This window comes from Nocardioides pini, assembly GCF_026712185.1.
Taxonomy (GTDB): domain Bacteria; phylum Actinomycetota; class Actinomycetes; order Propionibacteriales; family Nocardioidaceae; genus Nocardioides; species Nocardioides pini.
The window spans coordinates 231,521-252,377 of sequence record NZ_JAPPUX010000003.1 but is presented as its reverse complement, the minus strand read 5'-3'; the positions used below and the strand labels follow the sequence as shown (position 1 = coordinate 252,377).

The window sequence follows — 20,857 nt, the reverse complement described above, 5'->3', positions numbered from 1 at the left end:
CCCCCCAGGTCTCACCGTCGAAGGGCGGGCCGTGCGCGGCCCGCCCTCGACATTTTGATCAGGTCAGCTGCAGCCGCTGGTGCTCCCGCAGCCCTCGCAGACGTAGCACGAGCCAGCCGGCCGCATCTTCGTGCCGCAGGTCATGCAGAGCGGGGAGTCGACGGCGGTGCCGGTGAGCTTCTCGAAGAGCTCGGCGGTGGTCTTCGCCTCGCCCGTGGTCACGTGGGCCGGGACCTCGCGGGCCTCGGAGCCGTGGGTGTCCTTGGTCTCGACGTCCTCGACCTGGACGGTCGACGAGGAGGACGAGGCGGCGGGCTCCACGAGCTCGGCAGCCGAGCCGGTCTCCTCGACGAGCGGCTCGTAGGAGCCGGTCTCGAGGTGGCGCTGGCGCTCCTCGGCGGAGTAGATGCCGAGCATCGACCGCTCCTCGAAGGACAGGTAGTCCAGGGCGAGGCGGCGGAAGATGTAGTCCATGATCGACTGCGACATCCGCACGTCGGGGTCGTCGGTGAGGCCGGCGGGCTCGAAGCGCAGGTTGGTGAACTTCGAGACGTAGGTCTCCAGCGGGACGCCGTACTGCAGGCCGATCGACACCGCGATCGAGAAGGCGTCCATCACGCCGGCCAGGGTCGAGCCCTGCTTGCCGAGCTTGAGGAAGACCTCGCCGAGCTGGCCGTCGTCGTGGGCGCCGGAGGTCATGTAGCCCTCGGCACCGCCGACGGTGAACGACGTCGTACGGGAGACGCGTGACTTCGGCAGGCGCTTGCGGACCGGGGCGTAGACGACCTTCTCCACGACCTTGGTCTCGACCTCAGCCGAGGCGGCAGCCTTGTCCGCGGCGTCCTTCTTGGCCTTGCCGCCACCGTCGGCGAGGGGCTGGCCGACCTTGCAGTTGTCGCGGTAGACCGCGGTCGCCTTGAGGCCGAGCTTCCAGGACTGCAGGTAGACGTCCTCGATCTCCTCGACCGTGGCGTCCTCGGGCAGGTTGACCGTCTTGGAGATCGCGCCGGAGAGGAACGGCTGCGCGGCCGCCATCATCCGCACGTGGCCCATCGGCTTGAGCGAGCGGGCGCCCATCGCGGTGTCGAAGATCTCGTAGTGCTCGGTCTTGAGGCCGGGCGCATCGACGACGTGACCGTGCTCGGCGATGTAAGCGACGATTGCCTCGATCTGCTCGGGCTGGTAGCCGAGCTTCTTCAGGGCCCGCGGGATCGTCTGGTTGACGATCTGCATCGAGCCGCCGCCGACGAGCTTCTTGAACTTCACCAGCGAGAAGTCGGGCTCGATGCCAGTGGTGTCGCAGTCCATCATGAAGCCGATGGTGCCGGTGGGCGCGAGGACCGAGGCCTGCGCGTTGCGGAAGCCGTTCTTCTCGCCGACCTTGATCACGTCGGCCCACGCCTTGGTGGCCAGCTTGTGCACGCGGCCGTCCTCGGTGTGCAGCACGCGGACGACGTCGTTGGCCGCTTGGTGCTTGCGCATCACGCGCTTGTGGGCGTCGGCGTTGCGGGCGTAGCCGGCGTACGGGCCGACGATGCCGGCGAGCTCGGCGCTGCGCTTGTACGACGTACCGGTCATGAGCGACGTGATCGCGGCAGCCATCGAGCGGCCGCCCTCGGAGTCGTAGCCCAGGCCCATCGCCATGAGCAGGGCGCCGAGGTTGGCGTAGCCGATGCCGAGCTGGCGGTAGTCGACGGTGGTCTTGCCGATCGCCTCGGTCGGGAAGTCGGCGAAGCAGATCGAGATGTCCATCGCGGTGATGATGAACTCGACGGCCTTGGCGAAGAGCGCGGCGTCGAAGGTGTCGTCGTCCTTGAGGAACTTCAGCAGGTTGAGCGACGCCAGGTTGCACGAGGAGTTGTCGAGCGACATGTACTCCGAGCACGGGTTGGACGCGGTGATGCGGCCGGTCTCGGGGTTGGTGTGCCAGTCGTTGATCGTGTCGTCGTACTGCAGGCCCGGGTCGGCGCACTCCCACGCGGCCTGGCTGATCTTGCGGAACAGGTCGCGGGCGTCGACGGTCTCGATGACCTCGCCGGTGCCGCGCGAGCGCAGGCCGAACTCGGTGCCGTCCTCGACCGCGCGCATGAACTCGTCGCTGACGCGGACCGAGTTGTTGGCGTTCTGGTATTGCACGGAGGTGATGTCGGCGCCGCCGAGGTCCATGTCGAAGCCGGCGTCGCGCAGCGCGCGGATCTTGTCCTCCTCGCGCGCCTTCGTCATCACGAACTCCTCGATGTCGGGGTGGTCGACGTCGAGGACGACCATCTTGGCCGCACGACGCGTCGCGCCGCCCGACTTGATGGTGCCCGCGGACGCGTCGGCGCCGCGCATGAAGGAGACGGGGCCGGACGCCGTACCGCCGGAGGAGAGCAGCTCCTTGGAGGAGCGGATGCGGGAGAGGTTGAGGCCGGCACCGGAGCCGCCCTTGAAGATGAAGCCCTCCTCCTTGTACCAGTTGAGGATCGAGTCCATCGAGTCGTCGACCGAGAGGATGAAGCAGGCAGAGACCTGCTGCGGCGACGGGGTGCCGACGTTGAACCAGACAGGCGAGTTGAAGGAGAAGTACTGGTTGACCAGCAGCCAGGTCAGCTCGTGCTCGAAGATCTCGGCGTCACCGTCGGTGGCGAAGTAGCCGTGGTCGATGCCGGCCTTGGTGTAGGTCTTCACGACCCGGTCGATGAGCTGCTTGAGGCTCCACTCGCGGGCGTCGGTGCCGACGGCGCCACGGAAGTACTTGGTGGTGACGATGGTGGAGGCGTTGACCGACCAGAAGTCGGGGAACTCCACGCCGCGCTGCTCGAAGACGGTCTCGCCGGTCTTCCAGTTCTGCTGGACGACGTCGCGACGCTCCCACGTGATGGCGTCGTAGGGGTGCGTGCCCTCGGTGCTGAAGACGCGCTCCAGCTTCAGGCCCTTGCCCCTCGCCTTGGCGCGGGTGCTCACCGTCTCGGTCATGCCGTCTCCTGTGGTGGTGGTGGTTTCAACATCGCGAGTCTTCTCGCGGGTGCTTGGTGAGCCCGGCAGACCGCTTCCCCACGGTCTGCCGGGCCGTCTGTGGGTCAGCCCGTCTGGACGGGCTGATCGTCCGCGGCTCGCTCGAGCCGCAGCATCTTGATCTCGGCGTCGAAGTCGTCGACCGACTCGAACGCGCGGTAGACGCTCGCGAAGCGGAGGTACGCCACCTCGTCGAGCACCCGCAGCGGCGCCAGAATCGCGAGCCCGACCTCGTTGGCGTCGAACTCGGCCTGCCCGCTCAGGCGCAGGGCGTCCTCGACCTCCTGGCCGAGGCAGGCGAGCTGGGCGTCGGTGACCGGGCGACCCTTGCAGGCCTTCCGGACGCCGGCGATCGCCTTGTCGCGGTTGAACGGCTCGGTCGCGCCGGAGCGCTTGAGCACCGTGAGCTGCATCTTCTCGACCGTCGTGAAACGGCGGTCGCAGGCGGCGCACGTACGACGGCGGCGGATCGAACCCCCGTCGTCGGCGACCCGGGAGTCGAGGACCTTGGTGTCCTCGTTCTTGCAGTAGGGACAGTGCATGGGGCCCTCCTCTCGGGCGCGCTTCACACACCTGTAGAACAGGGTGTGGACTGGGGGTGTTCCTGTGGACAACTAGCCGGTTGCTGTGTGGTTCGCCCTCTGGCCTGTGCACCAGATGTGGATAACTACAGCGGTGTAACTACTAGATGTAGTGGTAACCGTACGCCCCGACCACAACGCTGCGCAAGCGAATGCCCGACCTCGTCGGATCAATTTCCGGGCCTCGGTAAAACCGCAGGTCAGTGCCCCTGTCACCCGTCGTGGGGACGTCCTCCGGCGGCGTGTCGGGGCCCACACCTCACCCGATTCCGTGCCCGATCAGGCCGCGTCCGACACAATGAGGTCCGTGTCCACGGGGGGTAAGCGAGCAGGGTCGCGGAGGGCCGCCCCGGCGCCGCGGACCCTGAACAAGGCTGCCCTCGGTCTGGGTGCCGCGATCACCCTCTGCCTGGTCGCCTGGGGCTACCTCGTCTACGCGGCCATCGACTTCGGTACGGCGGCGCGCGCGGGGTCGGGCGGGTCGGCCTGGAGCTTCATGGCGCTCGCCTGCCTCGGCGCGATCGCCTGCCTCTTCGTCGGGCTGCTGCTGCTGGCGCGGCTGACGCGGGCGCTGGGGATCACCTCGCCCCCACCCTCCGACGGCGCTCCTCCGCGGCCCGTCGGCGGGAAGCGCGCGGCTCGCTGAGCGTGGAACATCCGCGTCACCTGGTGGCTCGGATCTTCCACGTTGTCGTCACTCGAGGACGAGCTGCGGGAGCGCCTCGACGATCTCGAGGTCCTGCCCCTCCCCCTGGACCGTCAGGGTGTCCGGGATCGACGTCCACTCCCCCTGCCCGATGCGGTACTCACCGCCGTACGTCGTGTCCACCCGTACGACGACGTCGCCCGTGCGCGTGTACATGTGGGTGATCTCCAGATCGGGGTGCGGGCTCCCAGGGCTCGCGGTCGTGGTGCTGTCGTCGTCGCCGAAGTAGTAGGTGTACGAGACCGGTACAGCGCGGATCACCACCGCCTGGCCGGCGATCGTGAGGTCCTGATCGATGGAGCGGTGGTCGGGTGTGTAGAAGTTCGTCTCGAAGTTCACGAGAGTCCGCCCACCGCGCGGTTGCACGACGAGCTTGGACGCCGGCCACGCGATCCGTTTGAACTGGCGGATCACCAGCTTGGCGATGTCGACTTGTTGTACGGCATTGTCCGGCACGCAGACGTCGCCGACGTCCGTGCCGTCCATGAAGACGTCGTGGACGTATCCCTCCTGGCCGCCCTCGACGCACTCGACGTGCTCGGTGCAGATGCCGCCGTTGTCGCACTGGATGGACACGACCCAGGTGTGGCCGTCGCCTGAGCCGGACGAGCTCTCGTAGTCCGAGTAGCTCCAGACGCACTCGGCTGAAACACCGTCCATTCCGACCGCGAGGCAACCCGCTGCTTGAACGCCGGAGGGGATGGCCATCACGCCAATTCCTGCCAGCACAAAGGCGAGGACGACTCGCAGCATCAAAGGATCCCGTAATAGGAGATGGCCCACCCATCCGGCTTCTGCTTGAGGATGACGAGCAAAGTTGTCCGCCCAGGCGGGAGGACTTCGGGCTGTGATCCCTGCTGCCGTCGGATAACCGTCCTGGGGAGTGTCTTTGTCAGCGCGAACGTGGGCGGCTTCGGCTCACGCCTCTTGATGGCATTGACCTCTGAGCCAGCAAAGTCCACCGACCCGCCGTTGCTGTAGACGTCCTTCACCGATTCCACGAACGAGATACAGGCTTTGCATGTCCCATCCACGAGACTCTCGTATTCAGCCGTCTCCCCCGTCACCTGCATCTCGTCGCCGGCTCTCACCCACCGCCGGATGAAGTCCTCCGGACTCTCCGCCTGCGGCGTCCCGGATTCGGTCGGAGTCGGCGTGGGCGAGGAGCTGGTGGTCTCCGGCATCTTCGGCTGCGGCTCGGGGTCGTCGGAGCACCCGGCGAGCAGGAGGGGAACCGTCAGGGTCAGCGCGAGTGCGCGGCGTACGTGCAGGCGGCGTGGATGCATGAGGGGCCTTCCCGAGAACAGCGTCAGCACGCTGAAACTACCCATCCGGGCGACCGCGGAACCACCCCGACGGCAAAACCTGTGGAGAAGTCACCCAGGGTGGCGGCGAACGACAACAACACGGGCCCCGGCCATGTCGTATGCCGCCACCCTCTCGCGCGCCAACCAGCCGCCCCGCTCACCGTGGCGGCGAACGACAACAACACGTGCCTCGGTGATGTCGTACGCCGCCACCCTCGGCCGCGCCGCCCGCACTGGCCGCCACCCTCGCCCGCACCCCGAGCACCCGGATCCCGTGAGCGAGGAACACGCGACCACAAATGCGCCGAGGGGCGGGCCACTGGGCCCGCCCCTCGGTCTTCCCCTTGGTTCCACCAGCCGGGGTCGAAGCGGCTGATGGAGGCCTCTGCGTCAGTCGGAGACGACTGGGACGCGGAGCTTCTGGCCGGCCGAGAGGCCGGCGGACTCGAGGGCGTTGAGCCGCTCGATCTCGCTCATCACGGAGCGGACGTCGCCGTCGGTGGCGAGCTCGCTGGCGATCCCCCACAGGGTGTCGCCGGGCGCGACCTGGACGATCTCCGTCGGAGCCGGCTGACCGGCCTCCCCGGTGCCGACCGCGCCGCCGGCGAGCATGAACGCCACGCCGAGGACGAGGAACAGCGAGGTCAGGAAGACCGCCAGGCGGCCGCGACGGGTCAGGCGGACCGTCGAGCGGGCACGCGGGGTGGCGGTGAAAGCGGGGGCAAGGCTGAGGGTGCTCATGGTGGCCTCCTGGGGAAGATCAGCCGGTCGTGTTCTGTCGAGCGAATGTCTAGTCGGACCCACCGACAGTGGCCTGGGCCACCGGGGGTCGATCAGACATTCGATCGAACATGTGTACGACGTTAGAGCACGTGTTCGAACAACTCAAGGACCTGGTCGAACAAATGTTCGGCGTGTTCGAACGACTTCAGCGCCGTCGCATCGCCCGGCGACCTTGGGCCGCGAAGACCCTCGCGGCGTGCTGCATCAGCCCGGGCGCGACTGCCGAGCCGCGCACGACTCCCCCGCGCCAGCCCGGCACCGCCCGCACCACGCGCCGCGAGCCGACCAGCGAGACGGCAGCGGTCGCCACCTCGTCGACCGACAGGATCGGGCCGCCCGACCACACGAGCTGCGACCCGAGCCCGGCCGGGTCCTGGGCGGCGAGCATCGCGGTGTCGACGCCGTCGGGGCACACGGCGTGCACCCGCACCCCGCGCGGCGCCTCGGCGTTGACCGAGGTCGAGAGGGAGACGACGGCCGCCTTCGTCGCGGCGTACATGCTGTAGCCCGGCACCGGCCCGAGCCCGGCGAGCGAGGCGATGTTGACGACGTCGCCACCGGCGGGGCCGAAGGCCGCGAGGGCGGCGCGGGTGCCCCACGTCGTACCGAGCAGGTTCACCTCGACCAGCCGGCGCACCTGCTCCTCCGACAGCTCGGCGAGCGTGCCGTCGTCGCCGACGCCGGCGTTGTTGAACCACGCCGTCAGCGCACCGTGCCGCCCGGCCTCCTCCGCGACGAGGCGGTGAGAGGCGGGATCGCGTACGTCCTGGGCGAGGCCGGCGACCGCACCGATCTCGGCCGCCGTGGCGGCCGCGGCCCACCCGTCGAGGTCGCCGATCACGACGTGGTGGCCGCGCGCGACCATCAGCTCGGCGATGCCGCGGCCGATCCCACGGGCACCACCGGTCACGACGCACGAGGTCTGGAGCGCTGTCGGCATGCCCGGACAGTAGCGACACGCGGCTTCGAACAGGTGTTTGATCCTGCGGCGCCGGGAGGACTACGGTGGGCGCACCGGATCCTCCCTGTCCAGCCGCGGGCGGAGGGGGCGACGCTAGTGGAGGACGCATGGCCAAGCAGGACGACAAGAACGTCATCGAGATGCCCGACGGCCCCCCGGACGCCACCGGCCTGACCCCGCGCCAGCAGCGGGTGCTCGCCACGATCAAGGACTCGATCGAGACCAAGGGCTACCCGCCGTCGATGCGCGAGATCGGCCAGGCCGTCGGCCTCACGTCGTCGTCCAGCGTCGCCCACCAGCTGCGCGTGCTCGAGGGCAAGGGCTTCCTCAAGCGCGACCCCAACCGGCCCCGCGCCCTCGAGGTGTTCCTCCCCGAGGTGATGGCCGCGCGACGCAGCATGTCGAGCGCCGACGAGAGCACCTTCGACGAGACCGGCATCGGCGACGCCAACCCCGTCGCGACCAACGTCCCGGTCGTGGGCCGCATCGCAGCCGGTGGCCCGATCCTCGCCGAGGAGCAGGTCACCGACGTCTTCCCGCTGCCCAAGCAGCTCGTCGGCGACGGCACCCTCTTCCTCCTCGAGGTCGCCGGCGACTCGATGGTCGACGCGGCGATCTGCAACGGCGACTACGTCGTCATCCGCCAGGAGCAGACGGCCGAGAACGGCCAGATCGTCGCGGCGATGATCGAGGGCGAGGCGACCGTCAAGACGTTCCAGCGCAAGGACGGCCACGTGTGGCTGCTCCCCCACAACGACGCCTACGACCCGATCCCGGGCGACGACGCCACGATCCTCGGCGTCGTGACGGCTGTGCTGCGCAGCCTCTGACGACCGCAGGGGTGGGAGGCCGTTGAAAGGCACGGACCCACCGGCCACGATGGCGGCATGAGCAACGTCGAGCAGTCCTACGACTACGTCATCGTCGGGGCGGGGGTCGCCGCGGCGAGCGCCGTGAAGGGCATCCGGTCCCAGGACGGGAGCGGCCGCATCGCCGTCCTGGGCTCCGAGCCCGACAAGCCGGTCTACCGGCCCGTGCTGACCAAGGACCTCTGGCTCAAGGACGACGAGACCCTCGAGGGGTCCTCGCTCGCCGGCGACCTCGACGACGACGACGACGTCGACCTGGTCACCGACACCACGGTGACCGAGGTCGACCCCGGCGCCCACGTCGTACGCCTCGCCGACGGCAGCACCGTCGGCTACGGCAAGCTCCTGCTCGCCACGGGCGCCGAGCCCCGCGTCCTCGCCGTCGACCCCGGCCCGCGGGTCATCTACTACCGCACCGCCGCCGACTACCAGCGGCTGCGCGCCGTCGCGACCGAGGGCAGCCACGTCGCCGTCATCGGCGGCGGCTACATCGGCTCGGAGATCACCTCCGCCCTCGTGCAGAACGGCGTGCAGGTGACGCTCGTGCTCGACCTCGAGGACGTGCAGGAGCAGATGTTCCCCCGCGCCCTCGCCGCCACGCTCACCAGGGCCTTCGAGGACCGCGGGGTCACCGTCGTCCACGGCTCGGTGGAGGGCGGCCAGGAGGAGGACGGCGGCGTACGGATCCGGCTCGACGACGGCACCTCCATCACCGCCGACGCGGCCGTCATCGGCGTCGGCGTCCTCCCGCGCACCGGCCTCGCCGAGGCCGCGGGCCTCGAGGTCGACAACGGCGTCGTGGTCGACGAGCACCTGCGCACGAGCGACGCGGACGTGTACGCCGCGGGCGACGTCGCGTCCTACCCCGACGCCCTCCTCGGGCGCCGCCGCGTCGAGCACGTCGACCACGCCGAGAAGTCCGGTGAGCACGCCGGTAAGGTGATGGCCGGCGCCGACGACGCCTACGGCTACACGCCGTTCTTCTGGTCCGACATCCTCGACTACGGCTACGAGGCGGTCGGCGAGACCAGCAGCCGGCTCGACATGGTCGAGGACTGGAAGGACGGCGAGGTCGGCACCGGCGTCGTCTACTACCTGAGGTCGGGCCAGGTCCGCGGCGTGCTGCTGTGGAACGTCTGGGACAGCGTCGACAAGGCCCGCGAGCTGATCGAGGAGACCAGCGAGTCGCCCGTGTCGGACCCCGAGTCCCTGCGAGGGCGCATCCCGCTCGGCTGAGGGGGCGCCGGTGTAGCCTCGCGGCGATGTCTGCCGCCGGCCCCGACGCTCCTCCTCCGGAGCTCTTCCGCACCCGCCCGGGCAACCGCCGCCGGCTGACGCCCGACGCGCAGGCGGAGGTCGACCGGCTGGCCGCGGCCGGCGAGACGTCCGGCTGGCTCAGCCCGCTGGCGTACAACCTGACGATCAGCCACAGCCACCGGTTCGTCTGGTACCGCGTGGCCAAGGTCGCCACGCGCACCATCCGCCACCACTGCGAGACGCACGGCGTGAGCATGGACGTCGACCACGCGATGCGGATCCGCTACCCGCTCGCCAGCTTCGCCGACTACTTCACCTTCGCCTTCGTCCGCGACCCGCTGGACCGTTTCGTCTCCGCGTGGCACGACAAGGTCGTCGACAACAACTACTACGACTTCGACCCGGAGACCCACGAGCGGATGCAGGTGGTCGAGGAGTTCGCCCGCTGGACCGCCGCGCAGGACCTGTCCGCCGTGCCGGGCACGGACCAGCACCTGACGCTGCAGAGCCGGATGATCGACCTCAACCGCGTGGACTTCGTCGGCCGGCTCGAGACGTTCGACCGCGACTTCGCCGAGGTGTGCGAGCGCATCGGCGCTCCCGCCGTGCCGACGGCCCCGAAGAACCAGACCGCCCCCGGCGGCCGGGACCGGCAGGTCTCCGACGAGCTCCGGGAGCTCGTGGCGCGGATGTACGCCCGCGACTACCAGGTCTTCGGTTACCGCCCACCCGCCTGAGTCGCGGACGTCATGGGCGCCGGCTGCCCGAGCGACCGCGCGCCATGACGTTGTCGGCGTACGTCATGGCTGGCGGCTGCCCGGGCGACCGTGCGCCATGACGTCCCGGGCCGGGCCGACGCGCGACCGGAGCACGGACGCGGCGGACTTACGCCTGCCCGAGCCGCTTGAGCGCCTGGCGCACGAGGGTGGGGTCGGTGGTGGACCACATCGGCGGCAGCGACGCCTTGAGGAACCGCCCGTAGCGCGCGGTCTCGAGGCGCGGGTCGAGGACCGCGACGACGCCGCGGTCGGACGTCGTACGGATGAGGCGCCCCGCGCCCTGCGCCATGAGGAGCGCGGCGTGGGTGGCGGCGACCTGCATGAAGCCGTTGCCGCCGGCCTGGTCGGCGGCTCGCTGGCGCGCGGACATCAGCGGGTCGTCGGGGCGTGGGAAGGGGATGCGGTCGATGATCACGAGTTGGCAGGTGTCGCCCGGCACGTCGAGGCCCTGCCACAGCGAGAGCGTGCCGAAGAGGCAGGTGTGGGGGTCCTCGACGAACTGCTTGGCGAGCTCGGGCAGCTGGGCGTCGCCCTGGGCGAGCGTGGTGAGGTGTGGCAGGCGGGACCGCACCGCCTCGGCCGCGGTCTCCGCCGCGCGGCGGGACGAGAAGAGGCCGAGCGTGCGGCCGTCGAGCGCGTCGACGAGGTCGCAGATCTCGTCGAGCTGCGCCGGGCCGAGGCCGTCGCGGCCGGGCTGCGGGAGGTGGCGGGCGACGTAGAGGATCGACTGCTGGCCGTAGTCGAACGGCGAGCCGACGTCGATGCCCTTCCACGGCAGCGCGTCGTCGGCGTCCGTGGTGGCCACCTGGTGGCCGACCCGCTCGGTCGGCTTGAGGCCGAGCGAGGTGGCGACCGCACCGAACTCGCCCCCGAGCATCAGCGTCGCGCTCGTGAAGACGACGGTCTTTTCGGTGAGGAGCTTGTCGCGCATCGGCCCCCACACCTGCAGCGGCGCGACGTGCAGCCGGGCCGGGAAGCGGTCACGGGCCTCGCCCAGCCACAGCACGTCGGCCTGTGAGCCGGCGGCCATCCGCTCGGCGTTGACGAAGACCTCCTGCACCATGCCCTTGGCCTGCGTGCGCCCGGCGTCGGCCTCCCCCTCGCCGCCGGACTCGCGCGGGAACGCCGACAGGCAGGCGCGCGCCGCGTCTCGTACGAGCACGAGCGCGTCGGACAGTTGCGTCGACATCTGGTCGATGCGGCCCGGCGGCGTCGCCTCGATCGCCTCGGCCAGCTGCTGGGCGGCGTCCTCGAGGTCGCCGGCCGGGTCGCCCTCGCCGTCGGTCCAGCGCGTCGCACGGCGGGCCGCGCGCTCGATGTCGGAGACGCCGAGCTCGTCGGTCGCCGCCTGCGTGACGCGCGCGGTCAGCTCGTGGGCCTCGTCGATGACCACCGTGTCGTAGTCGGGGATCATCGGCACGTCCTCGATCGCGTCGATCGCGAGGAGGGAGTGGTTGGTGACGACGAGGTGGCTGCGGTGGGCCTTCTCGCGCGCGAGCTCGGCGAAGCACTCGGCGCCGAAGGGGCACTTGCTCGCGCCGAGGCACTCGCGGTGGTTGACCGAGACCTGCCGCCACTCGCGGTCGGTGTGGCGCGGGGCGTTGTCGCGCTCGCCGCTGCCGCCCTGCTCGGACTCCTCCTCGGCCCATGCCCGCAGCTCGAGGACCTTCTCGGCCATGGCGCCGAGGGGTACGTCGACGAGCGTGCCCTGGTCGTCGGGGACGCCGGCGCGGATCCGGTGGAGGCACGCGTAGTTGGAGCGGCCCTTGAGGACGGCGTAGGACGTGTCGAGGCCGGGCACGTCCTTCTTGATCTGGCTGACGGCCTCCACCAGCCGGGGCAGGTCGCGCTCGACGAGCTGGTGCTGGAGGGCGAGGGTCGCGGTGGCGACGACGACGCGCTTGTCGTGGAGCATCGCCGGGACCAGGTAGCCCAGCGACTTGCCGGTGCCGGTGCCGGCCTGCACGAGGAGGTGGCGGCCCTCCTCCATCGCCTCGGCGACCTCGGTCGCCATCTGCACCTGGCCGTCGCGCTGCTGCCCGCCGAGGGCGGCGACCGCGGTGCTCAGGACCTCGGTGACGGGCGTGCCGACGGAGGGGGCGGCGGTGGCGGTCTCGGGCACCAGAGCACCCTACGCGGCGGCGCCGACGCTCCGTCGTACGCCGTCCACAGCCGCCATCAGTCCGGGGCGTCGGTCGACGCCGTCGCGAGCGGCGTCAGGCGAGTGTGATGGCAAGGCGGAGCGCCGAAGGCGGGCCGGAGGCCCGTCGAGCGCGGGACAACGCCGCCAGCGCGCTCGCATGGCGACGCGCAGCAGGCGAGAGACCGGCGCACCGGACTAGTTCTTCTTGCGACCGATCTGGCGCTCGATGCGGCGCTCGGGCTGGCCGAGGACCCGGGCGAGGATCTTGACCCGGTAGCGGTAGGCGACCACGCCCAGGACGACGATCAGCAGGATCCACAACATGGGGTGATCCTACGTGGCGCCGACAACGCCGACCTGTCGGCGGAAGCTGACACTCGGAGGGGTGTAGGACGGCCTCCAGGTGTCGGTTTCCCCGCTCGAGCGGGGAAACCGACGGAGGAGCCAGGGAGGCACGCCTCAGACGACGGCGCCGGAGTCCTCGGGCGCGCGCTCGACCTTCTCCTTCTTCACCCGGCTCATCGGCCACTTCTCGTGGAAGTAGGTCAGGAGCGGGGTGGCCACGATGACGGAGGAGTAGGTGCCGACGATGAGGCCGACGAGGAGCGCGATGGCGAAGTCCTGCAACGAGTCGCCGCCGAGGAAGACGAGCGCGGCGAGGATGAACATCGAGCCCAGACCCGTGTTGACCGTGCGCGGGATCGTCTCGACGGCGGCCCTGTTGGCGACGTCGATGAACTTGTCGTCGGGCTTCGAGCCCCACCAGCGCTCGCGGATGCGGTCGAAGACGACGACGGTGTCGTTGACCGACAGACCGACGATGGTCATCGCGGCGGCGAGGAAGATCCCGTCGATGGGCTTGTGCAGCCAGGCGAAGAGGCCGACGACGAGGATCACGTCGTGCGCCATCGCGAGCACGGCGGAGACACCGAAGGTCCACTTGAACCGGATCGCGAGGTAGAGCAGCTGGGCCAGGAAGGCGACACCGAAGGCGATGAGCGCGTTGTTGCGCAGCTGGTCGCCGAGCGAGGCGCCGATCGTCTGGTCGTCGATCTTGTCCACGGTGCCGCCGACCGCCGCGAGCTCCTGCTCGATGCGCTGCTCCTCGTCGTTGGAGATCTCACCGGTGCGCACGGTGAAGTCGGCGGTGTCGGCGGTCTGGACGACGGCCTCCGGGAAGCCGGCGTCCGCGACGGCCTGGCGCGCCTGGTCGATGGAGATGTCCTTGCTGACCGAGTAGTCGAGCTGGCGGCCGCCGGTGAACTCGACGCCGAGCTGGAGGCCCTGGGTGACGATGCCCGCGATCGCGACGACCAGGGCCGCGGCGGTGAGGCCGAGCCAGGTCGTGCGGCGCTTCATCAGCTGGGGGTCCTTGCGGTCCAGCCACGTGCGGACCGTGCCGAGGTGGCTCAGGCCGCTGACGTTGGGGTGGGCGGCGACCGGCTTGTTGGACACGGCGAGGTCGCACAGCACGCGGGCGACGATCAGCGCCGAGATCATCGAGGCGATGACACCGATCGACAGCGTCACACCGAAGCCCTTGATCGGACCGGAGCCGAGGAAGAACAGCAGGCCCGCGGCGAGGAGCGTGGTGACGTTGGAGTCGATGATCGCGCTCCACGCCTTGTTGAAGCCGACGGAGAGCGCGCGCCTCAGCCCCGCCGAGGGGTAGGCGACGTACTCCTCCCTGGCTCTCTCGAAGACGAGGACGTTGGCGTCGATCGCCATGCCGATGGCGAGCACGAATCCCGCGAGGCCCGGCAGCGTCAGGGTCGAGCCGAGCCCGACGAGCATGGCGTAGGCGAGCAGGGCGTACGACGCCAGCGCGATCGTCGCGGCGAAGCCGACGAGGCGGTAGACGAAGATGATGAAGAGGCCCGTCAGCGCGATGCCGATGATGCCGGCCTCGATGGAGGCGTCGATCGCCGCGGCGCCCAGCGAGGGGCCGACGAGGCGGTCGGAGATCGCCTTCAGCTCCAGCGGCAGCGCGCCGCCCTCGATCAGGGCGGCAAGGTCCTTGGCCTCCGTCGAGGTGAAGTTGCCGGTGATCTGGGTGCTGCCGCCCCGGATGCCGACGTTGCAGCCGACGTCGGTGTTGACCTCGGGCGAGGAGATGACCTCGCCGTCAAGGACGATCGCGATGCGACGCTTCGGGTCGCCGGACGGGTTGCAGGCAGCCTTGCCGGTGATGTCGGCCCAGGTGTCGCCACCCTTGCCGTTGAAGTCGATCCCGACGACCCAGTCGACGCTGTTGTCCGGCTGCTGGGCGCTCGCCCCGGTGACTTCCTCGCCCTGGATGACCGTGGGGCCGACCTCGATCGTGTCGCCCTGGTCGGAGGGCAGGACCTGGTTGTCCTTCTTGGCGGGCTTGGCGTCCGGCTGGGCGGTGCCGATGACCTCGTGGATCGTCAGCTTGGCCGTGCTGCCGATGCGCTCCTCGGCCCGCTGGGCCTCCTCGTCGTTGGTGACGCCGGGCAGCTCGACGAGGATCCGGTTCTCACCCTGCCGGGCCAGCGTGGACTCGGCGACACCGAGGGCGTCGACGCGGCCGCGCAGGACCTCGAGGGTCTTGTCGACGTTCTCCGCGTTGGCGGGGGTCTGCTCGGTGCCCTCGGCCTCGAAGATGAACTGCGCCCCACCGCGGAGGTCGAGGCCCAGGTTGGGCTTGACGTTGACGGCGAGCGCGACACACCCGATCAGGAGCCCGACGACGAGGATGAAGCGGACCCAGACACCACGTGACATGCGCGACATCCTCCATGACGAGACTTCGAACGCCCGAATCCGGGCCCGGACGGGTCAACGGGCGGCCGCGGCGGAAGGTTCCGGGCGGGTCCCGCGACACAAAACGCGAGTGACTGTACGCCGTCGTGGGTATCGACAGCGCATCAGGCCGCAGTGTTGTGTGGATCACACCCCGCGTCCCCCCTCGCGGGCGTCACCTTTCGGGAGCACACATGTCACCACGCATTCCACTTCCACGAGCCGGCGCCACCAGGCTGGCCACCGTCACCGCTCTCGTCGCCGCCGGACTCGCCGCCACCGCGGCGGGTGCCACGGGCAACGCCGGGCGCGACGACGCACCACGCGAGCTGGCCCGCACGGCGGACGGCGATGCCACCCAGATCGTCATGGTGCACGCGCCGACGGTCGAAGAACGCAACGAGGTGATCGGCCTCGGGCTCGACGTCACCGAGCACGCCGACCAGCGCGGGATCGAGGTCGTCCTCCATGACGCGCAGGACGCCCGGACGCTGCGCGACGCGGGCTTCACCTGGCGGGTCACCGTCAAGGACCTCGAGGCTCTGACGAAGAAGAACCGAAAGGCCGACAAGGTGTACGCCGCCTCGGTGGCCGCGTCGGGCCTGCCCAGCGGCCGCACGTCCTACCGCACCTACGCCGACTACCTGAGCGACATGGACCAGCTGGCGCGGACCTACCCGTCCCTCACCCGCCCGCTGACGCTGGCGAACAAGACCGTCCTCGGGGAGGACATCCACGGCATCGAGGTCACCGTCGACGCCGACAACGTCAAGGACGGCAAGCCGGTGTTCCTCCTCATGGGCGCCCACCACGCCCGCGAGTGGCCCAGCGCCGAGCACACCATGGAGTTCGCCTTCGACCTCCTCCAGTCCTACCGGGACGGTGACGCGCGGGCACGCGACCTGCTGTCGCGCTCGCGGGTGATCCTCGTGCCGGTCGTCAACGTGGACGGCTTCAAGATCTCGCGCTCCGCGACACCGCTGGGCAACTTCTCCACGTTCGACTACGAGATGAAGCGCAAGAACTGCTCGATCTCGGTCGCCACCCCCGCGCAGTACCGGACCGGGACGTGCGACAACAACCTCGCCGGCCGTCTGCGCGGCACCGACCTCAACCGCAACTACCCCGGCTTCTGGGGCGGCGGCGGCGCCAGCCCGGCCTGGTCGAGCGACACCTTCCGCGGCGACGGCCCCGGCAGCGAGCCGGAGAGCGACGCGGTCCGCAAGCTCATCTCCGAGCGTGCGGTCACGATGATGATCTCCAACCACACCTTCAGCAACCTGGTGCTGCGTCCCCCGGCCATCGCGACCACCGGCCTCGCGATCGACGAGCCGGAGCTGAAGGCCCTCGGTGACGCGATGGCGTCGAAGAACGACTACACCAGCCAGGCGTCGTACCAGCTGTACGACACCTCGGGCTCGACCGAGGACTGGAGCTACTGGGTCACCGGTGGCTTCGGCTACACCTTCGAGATCGGCGACGAGGGCTTCCACCCCGCCTACGAGGAGGCGGTCGTCGGCGAGTACCTCGGTCTGGCTCCCGCCGACGGCGCCGGGCTCGGCGGCAACCGCGAGGCGTACTGGCTCGCGCTGCAGGCAGCCGCCGACCGCGACCTGCACTCGGTCATCACCGGCACCGCCCCGGCCAAGCACACGGTCAGTGTGACGAAGACCGTGACGTCGGAGACCTCGCCGGTCATCCAGCTCGACGGCAGCGTCGGACCGCCGCTCCTCTACACCGACAACCTGCGCACCGACTACACCTCGACCGGCGGCAGGTTCGACTTCGACGTGAATCCCTCGACCCGCCCGCTGGTGATGGGGCGCTACGGCCGCGAGGCCCTGGCTCCCCCGCAGGCGCCGATCACGCTGACCAACCCCGCCGGCGTGCCGGCGGTGGGGGCCAGCGAGTCCACCACGTTCACCGTGCAGGGCCTGCCGGCCGTGGACAACGGGTGGCTGGACCTGTCGGTCGGGTGGCCGGCCACCGCGGACCCGGAGGCGCAGGACTGGGACTTCACGCTCTACGGTCCCGACGGTGAGCCCGTCGGGTCGGGCGCCACGCTGGCCAACCCGGAGAAGATCACGGTCCCGGACCCCCAGCCGGGGACGTACACCCTGGTGGCGGACAACTACGCCGGCGGCACGGCGCAGTACGACTGGTCGGGCACGGTGTCCTTCCGGAACCCGAACCCGCCCAGCCCGACCGGCACCAAGGAGGCCTGGCTGCTGAGCTGCTCCGACAAGCGCGGCAACGTGCTGGCGACCCGTGAGGTGATCGTCGACCGCGGCGAGAGCATCGACGTGGGCAACGCCTGCAAGCGGAACAAGGCCTGAGTCATCGACGGGCTCAGGGATCCCCGGTCGGCCGGGGATCCCTGAGCTTGTCGGCCCGTGCACGCCCTGACACGTTCAGCGATCCCCGGTCAACCGGGGATCGCTGACGAGCCGGGTCAGCGGGCGTAGGCCTCGAGCTCGCCCGCGAGGTCGGCGTTGGCCCGGCCGACGACGAGCGTGCCGTCGCCGGTGTGCTCCATCGAGCCGATCTCGGCCTCCTGGTGGATCCGGTTGACCAGGTCGCCGCGCTCGTAGGGCAGCAGCACGTCGAACTCGACCTGCGGCCGGGGCAGCTCGGACTCGATGGTCCTGAGCGCCTCCTCGATGCCGGCACCGGTCTTGGCGCTGACCACCACGCTGTGCGGCTCGCGGCGCCGGAGCCGGTCGATGACCAGCGGGTCGGCGGCGTCGGCCTTGTTGACCACGATGATCTCGGGGACCTTGGTCGCGCCGATCTCGGCGAGCACCTCGCGCACGGCGGCGATCTGGCCCTCGGGGTCGGGGTGCGACCCGTCGACGACGTGGAGCAGCAGGTCGGCGTCGGCGACCTCCTCCAGCGTCGAGCGGAACGCCTCGACGAGGTCGTGCGGCAGGTGGCGGACGAAGCCCACGGTGTCGGACATCGTGTAGACGCGGCCGTCGCTGGTCGTCGTACGACGGGTCGTCGGGTCGAGGGTCGCGAAGAGCGCGTCCTCCACGAGGACACCCGCGTCGGTCAGCCGGTTGAGCAGGGAGGACTTGCCGGCGTTGGTGTAACCGGCGATCGCGACGCTCGGCACGTGGTTGCGGCGGCGCGACTGGCGCTTGACCTCGCGGGTGCCGCGCATCTCCTTGAGCTCGCGGCGCAGCTTGGCGATCTTGGTGTTGATGCGACGCCGGTCGGTCTCGATCTTGGTCTCACCGGGACCGCGGCCACCGATGCCCTCACCGCCGGCGGCACGGCCACCGGCCTGCCGGGACAGGTTGCCGCCCCAGCCGCGCAGGCGCTGCTTCATGTACTGGAGCTGGGCCAGCTCGACCTGGGCCTGGCCCTCCTTGGACTTCGCGTGCTGGGCGAAGATGTCGAGGATCAGGGCGGTGCGGTCGACGACCTTGACCTTGATCTTGTCCTCGAGGTTGCGCAGCTGGCTCGGGGCGAGCTCGCCGTCGCAGATCACGGTGTCGGCGCCGGTGGCCTGGACGATCTCGCGGATCGCCTCGACCTTGCCGCGGCCGATGTAGGTCGCCGGGTCGGGCTTCTGCCGGCGCTGGAAGACCGCCTCCAGCACCTCGGAGCCGGCGGTCTCGGCGAGCAGGGCGAGCTCGGCCATGGAGTTCTCGGCGTCGGTGACCGAGCCCTCGGTCCAGACACCGACGAGCACGACCTTCTCCAGGCGGAGCTGGCGGTACTCGACCTCGGTGATGTCCTCGAGCTCGGTGCGCAGGCTGGCGACGCGGCGCAGGGCGTGCCGCTCGGCGAGCTCCTGCGCGCCGAGGGTGAGCTCCTCGGGGTCGGCGTCGTCGTAGTCGCCGTCGTCGGCGTAGCCCGACTCGTCAAAGGGGGCGTCGGGCTCGAGGAGCTCGTCGTCGAGCTCGATCGTGTCGTCGTCCCAGCCACGGGTGGCGTCGAGGGCGTCGCGCAGGTTGAAGTCAGGTGCGTTCGTCATATACCGACAAGGGTAGGTCGCTGGGCGTCACCCGCGCGAACGGTTTCGCGCAGGGCTGACGCACGCCTCAGGCGCGGTGCCGCCCGGCGGGCACCGTGGGCGCCCCGACGAGCGAGCCCTCGTCCACGAACTCGTCGCACGCCGCGCGCACGTCGTGGGGCGTGTGGCCGGGACCCACGACCACGACGCGTACGCCGGCCGCGTGGAGGCGGTGCAGCAGCGGCAGCATCGAGGTCATGTCACCGGCCAGCACCACCTCGTCGACGGAGGCCTCGCGGGCGATGTCGACCGCGTCGATGGCCAGCGCCACCCGTGCCTGCGCGTCGTCGTCGGCGAGCTGGTGGAAGGAGTGCAGTCCCTGGCGGCGCAGGTGCTCGACCCACGACCCGAGGTCGGAGGAGGTCCAGTCGGCGTAGGCGCGGCACACGGTGACCGAGCCGCGCCCGGGCAGCCGGTCGAGCAGCCCGGCAGCGACGTCCGCGGAGGTGCGCCGGGCGTCGATCAGCACCGCGACGCGCCGCGCCTGCTCGGGGTCGTCGCCGGCCGGGCGCCGCGGGAGCACCCGCGTGGGAGCGAGGGGAGGGAGCCCGGAGGCGTCATCGGCAGGCGGCGCCGCGGCCGCCGGGACCGGCTGGGCCGGCTCGGTGCGGGCGAGCACCTCGGCGCTCGGCTCGGCAGGCGGTCCGGCGGGCGGAACGGGCGCGACCCGCAGGGCACCCCCACGGCGCGCGCCCACCCATCGTCGTACGAGCGTCGCGAGCTCGCTCTCGTCGTTGCCGGCCGTAGCTGTGCGCGGCCCCACCACGTTGGTCATCCTCGGCCCCCCACAGGCTGTGATGCATGCTTCCCGCCTGCACCATCCACCCTTTCGGGTGCCGCGTGTGGGGATCGACCGAATCGTGGACGACGGTCTGGACCAGTCAGCCGGCCGGCGACAGGGGGCGGAGCGTCACTTGGGTGGCATCCGGATGCCGCCGTCGACGCGGATCGTCTCGCCGTTCATGTAGGAGTTGGTCAGGCACTCCACCACCATGCTGGCGAGCTCCTCGGGCCGGCCGAGGCGCTTGGGGAAGAGCACGTTCTGCCCCAGGTTGGCCTTGAACTCCTCGGGGTCCGGGAACGCGTCGTAGATCGGGGTGTCGATCAGGCCCGGGGCGACGGTGTTGAGGCGGATGCCGGCGGCGGACAGGTCGCGGGCGACCGGGAGGGTCATGCCGACGACGCCGCCCTTCGAGGCGGAGTAGGACGCCTGGCCGATCTGGCCGTCGAAGGCGGCGACCGAGGCCAGGTTGACGATCGCGCCGCGCTGGCCGTCGGCGTCGGGCTCGTTGCGGCTCATCACGGTCGCGGCCTGGCGCGTCATGTCGAAGGTGCCGATGAGGTTGATCTCCACGACGCGACGGAAGGCGTCGAGGTCGTGGGCCTGCTCGAGCAGACCGTCGCGACCGATGGTGCGCTGCGCCCAGCCGATGCCGGCGGAGTTGACGCACGCGCGCAGCGGCGCGATCTCGGCGGCCGCCACGACCGCGGCGGCGACCTGGTCGGTCTTGGTGACGTCGACGGCGGCGAAGACGCCGCTGATCTCCGCGGCCAGTGCCTCGCCCTTCTCGGCGTTCAGGTCGGCGACCACGACGGTCGCACCCCGGTCGGCGAGGGCGCGGGCGACGGCGGCACCGATGCCGCTCGCGCCGCCGGTGACGATGGCGGTGGATCCGGTGATGTCCATGGC

Annotated in this window: 17 protein-coding genes; 5 read left to right on the top strand and 12 right to left on the bottom strand. The window is 70.5% G+C overall.

Going from position 1 to position 20,857, the window contains the following annotated elements; genetic code table 11:
* Positions 1-63: 63 nt before the first annotated feature.
* Positions 64-2,958 carry a vitamin B12-dependent ribonucleotide reductase gene (locus NYO98_RS11000; protein ID WP_268111720.1) on the bottom strand — a complete coding sequence of 965 codons (2,895 nt, stop codon included), beginning with the start codon at positions 2,956-2,958 and terminating at the stop codon, positions 64-66.
* A 104-nt stretch (positions 2,959-3,062) separates the two neighbouring features.
* A complete protein-coding gene (nrdR, locus tag NYO98_RS10995) occupies positions 3,063-3,539 on the bottom strand; it encodes a transcriptional regulator NrdR (protein WP_268111719.1) in 477 nt (158 codons plus the stop codon).
* Positions 3,540-3,885: 346 nt separating this feature from the next.
* Between nrdR and NYO98_RS10990 the strand changes: the two genes are divergently transcribed.
* Entirely contained in the window at positions 3,886-4,224 is a 339-nt protein-coding gene (locus NYO98_RS10990; protein ID WP_268111718.1) for a hypothetical protein, read from the top strand.
* 48 nt (positions 4,225-4,272) lie between these two features.
* Here NYO98_RS10990 and NYO98_RS10985 read toward each other — a convergent pair whose 3' ends face one another.
* From NYO98_RS10985 to NYO98_RS10970, 4 genes are all read right to left on the bottom strand, one after another.
* A complete protein-coding gene (locus NYO98_RS10985) occupies positions 4,273-4,860 on the bottom strand; it encodes a PKD domain-containing protein (protein WP_268111717.1) in 588 nt (195 codons plus the stop codon).
* Between the two features lie 176 nt (positions 4,861-5,036).
* Positions 5,037-5,600 (bottom strand): hypothetical protein, encoded by a 564-nt coding sequence (locus NYO98_RS10980; RefSeq protein WP_268111716.1) that lies wholly within the window; start codon positions 5,598-5,600, stop codon positions 5,037-5,039.
* Positions 5,601-5,981: 381 nt separating this feature from the next.
* Positions 5,982-6,332: a LysM peptidoglycan-binding domain-containing protein gene (locus NYO98_RS10975; protein WP_268111715.1), complete on the bottom strand. Its 351-nt coding sequence runs from the start codon at positions 6,330-6,332 to the stop codon at positions 5,982-5,984.
* A gap of 187 nt (positions 6,333-6,519) precedes the next feature.
* On the bottom strand, positions 6,520-7,314 hold the full coding sequence (locus NYO98_RS10970) for an SDR family NAD(P)-dependent oxidoreductase (RefSeq protein ID WP_268111714.1): 795 nt from the start codon (positions 7,312-7,314) through the stop codon (positions 6,520-6,522).
* Positions 7,315-7,442: 128 nt separating this feature from the next.
* Between NYO98_RS10970 and lexA the strand changes: the two genes are divergently transcribed.
* The 3 genes from lexA to NYO98_RS10955 are packed head-to-tail and all read left to right on the top strand — an operon-like array spanning position 7,443 to position 10,198.
* The gene (lexA, locus tag NYO98_RS10965) at positions 7,443-8,165 is read left to right on the top strand and encodes a transcriptional repressor LexA (protein ID WP_268111713.1); all 723 of its coding nucleotides are present in this window, start codon (positions 7,443-7,445) and stop codon (positions 8,163-8,165) included.
* 57 nt (positions 8,166-8,222) lie between these two features.
* The gene (locus NYO98_RS10960; RefSeq protein WP_268111712.1) at positions 8,223-9,440 is read left to right on the top strand and encodes an NAD(P)/FAD-dependent oxidoreductase; all 1,218 of its coding nucleotides are present in this window, start codon (positions 8,223-8,225) and stop codon (positions 9,438-9,440) included.
* A 26-nt stretch (positions 9,441-9,466) separates the two neighbouring features.
* Complete coding sequence (locus NYO98_RS10955) at positions 9,467-10,198, top strand: sulfotransferase family 2 domain-containing protein (RefSeq protein ID WP_268111710.1); 732 nt, start codon at positions 9,467-9,469, stop codon at positions 10,196-10,198.
* Between the two features lie 148 nt (positions 10,199-10,346).
* Here the strand turns inward: NYO98_RS10955 and NYO98_RS10950 are convergent, their stop codons facing one another.
* From NYO98_RS10950 to secD, 3 genes are all read right to left on the bottom strand, one after another.
* Positions 10,347-12,365: an ATP-dependent DNA helicase gene (locus NYO98_RS10950; RefSeq protein WP_407673913.1), complete on the bottom strand. Its 2,019-nt coding sequence runs from the start codon at positions 12,363-12,365 to the stop codon at positions 10,347-10,349.
* Between the two features lie 213 nt (positions 12,366-12,578).
* A complete protein-coding gene (locus tag NYO98_RS10945) occupies positions 12,579-12,707 on the bottom strand; it encodes a hypothetical protein (protein WP_268111707.1) in 129 nt (42 codons plus the stop codon).
* A gap of 135 nt (positions 12,708-12,842) precedes the next feature.
* Positions 12,843-15,128: a protein translocase subunit SecD gene (gene secD / locus NYO98_RS10940; protein ID WP_268111706.1), complete on the bottom strand. Its 2,286-nt coding sequence runs from the start codon at positions 15,126-15,128 to the stop codon at positions 12,843-12,845.
* A gap of 212 nt (positions 15,129-15,340) precedes the next feature.
* Between secD and NYO98_RS10935 the strand changes: the two genes are divergently transcribed.
* The gene (locus tag NYO98_RS10935) at positions 15,341-17,482 is read left to right on the top strand and encodes a M14 family metallopeptidase (RefSeq protein WP_268111705.1); all 2,142 of its coding nucleotides are present in this window, start codon (positions 15,341-15,343) and stop codon (positions 17,480-17,482) included.
* 116 nt (positions 17,483-17,598) lie between these two features.
* Here NYO98_RS10935 and hflX read toward each other — a convergent pair whose 3' ends face one another.
* The 3 genes from hflX to NYO98_RS10920 all read right to left on the bottom strand — a co-directional run bounded on the left by hflX (position 17,599) and on the right by NYO98_RS10920 (position 20,854).
* A complete protein-coding gene (gene hflX, locus NYO98_RS10930) occupies positions 17,599-19,128 on the bottom strand; it encodes a GTPase HflX (RefSeq protein WP_268111704.1) in 1,530 nt (509 codons plus the stop codon).
* Positions 19,129-19,195: 67 nt separating this feature from the next.
* Positions 19,196-19,942 (bottom strand): NYN domain-containing protein, encoded by a 747-nt coding sequence (locus NYO98_RS10925; protein WP_268111703.1) that lies wholly within the window; start codon positions 19,940-19,942, stop codon positions 19,196-19,198.
* 135 nt (positions 19,943-20,077) lie between these two features.
* A complete protein-coding gene (locus NYO98_RS10920; RefSeq protein WP_268111701.1) occupies positions 20,078-20,854 on the bottom strand; it encodes an SDR family oxidoreductase in 777 nt (258 codons plus the stop codon).
* Between the last annotated feature and the right edge of the window lie 3 nt (positions 20,855-20,857).

Excerpts from the sequence above, each read along its gene's own strand:
- NYO98_RS11000 (WP_268111720.1), bottom strand. The coding sequence starts at position 2,958 with ATGACCGAGACGGTGAGCACCCGCGCCAAGGCGAGGGGCAAGGGCCTG.
- nrdR (WP_268111719.1), bottom strand. The coding sequence starts at position 3,539 with ATGCACTGTCCCTACTGCAAGAACGAGGACACCAAGGTCCTCGACTCC.
- NYO98_RS10975 (WP_268111715.1), bottom strand. The coding sequence starts at position 6,332 with ATGAGCACCCTCAGCCTTGCCCCCGCTTTCACCGCCACCCCGCGTGCC.
- NYO98_RS10970 (WP_268111714.1), bottom strand. The coding sequence starts at position 7,314 with ATGCCGACAGCGCTCCAGACCTCGTGCGTCGTGACCGGTGGTGCCCGT.
- lexA (WP_268111713.1), top strand. The coding sequence starts at position 7,443 with ATGGCCAAGCAGGACGACAAGAACGTCATCGAGATGCCCGACGGCCCC.
- NYO98_RS10960 (WP_268111712.1), top strand. The coding sequence starts at position 8,223 with ATGAGCAACGTCGAGCAGTCCTACGACTACGTCATCGTCGGGGCGGGG.
- NYO98_RS10955 (WP_268111710.1), top strand. The coding sequence starts at position 9,467 with ATGTCTGCCGCCGGCCCCGACGCTCCTCCTCCGGAGCTCTTCCGCACC.
- NYO98_RS10945 (WP_268111707.1), bottom strand. The coding sequence starts at position 12,707 with ATGTTGTGGATCCTGCTGATCGTCGTCCTGGGCGTGGTCGCCTACCGC.
- secD (WP_268111706.1), bottom strand. The coding sequence starts at position 15,128 with ATGTCACGTGGTGTCTGGGTCCGCTTCATCCTCGTCGTCGGGCTCCTG.
- NYO98_RS10935 (WP_268111705.1), top strand. The coding sequence starts at position 15,341 with ATGTCACCACGCATTCCACTTCCACGAGCCGGCGCCACCAGGCTGGCC.
- hflX (WP_268111704.1), bottom strand. The coding sequence starts at position 19,128 with ATGACGAACGCACCTGACTTCAACCTGCGCGACGCCCTCGACGCCACC.
- NYO98_RS10925 (WP_268111703.1), bottom strand. The coding sequence starts at position 19,942 with ATGACCAACGTGGTGGGGCCGCGCACAGCTACGGCCGGCAACGACGAG.
- NYO98_RS10920 (WP_268111701.1), bottom strand. The coding sequence starts at position 20,854 with ATGGACATCACCGGATCCACCGCCATCGTCACCGGCGGCGCGAGCGGC.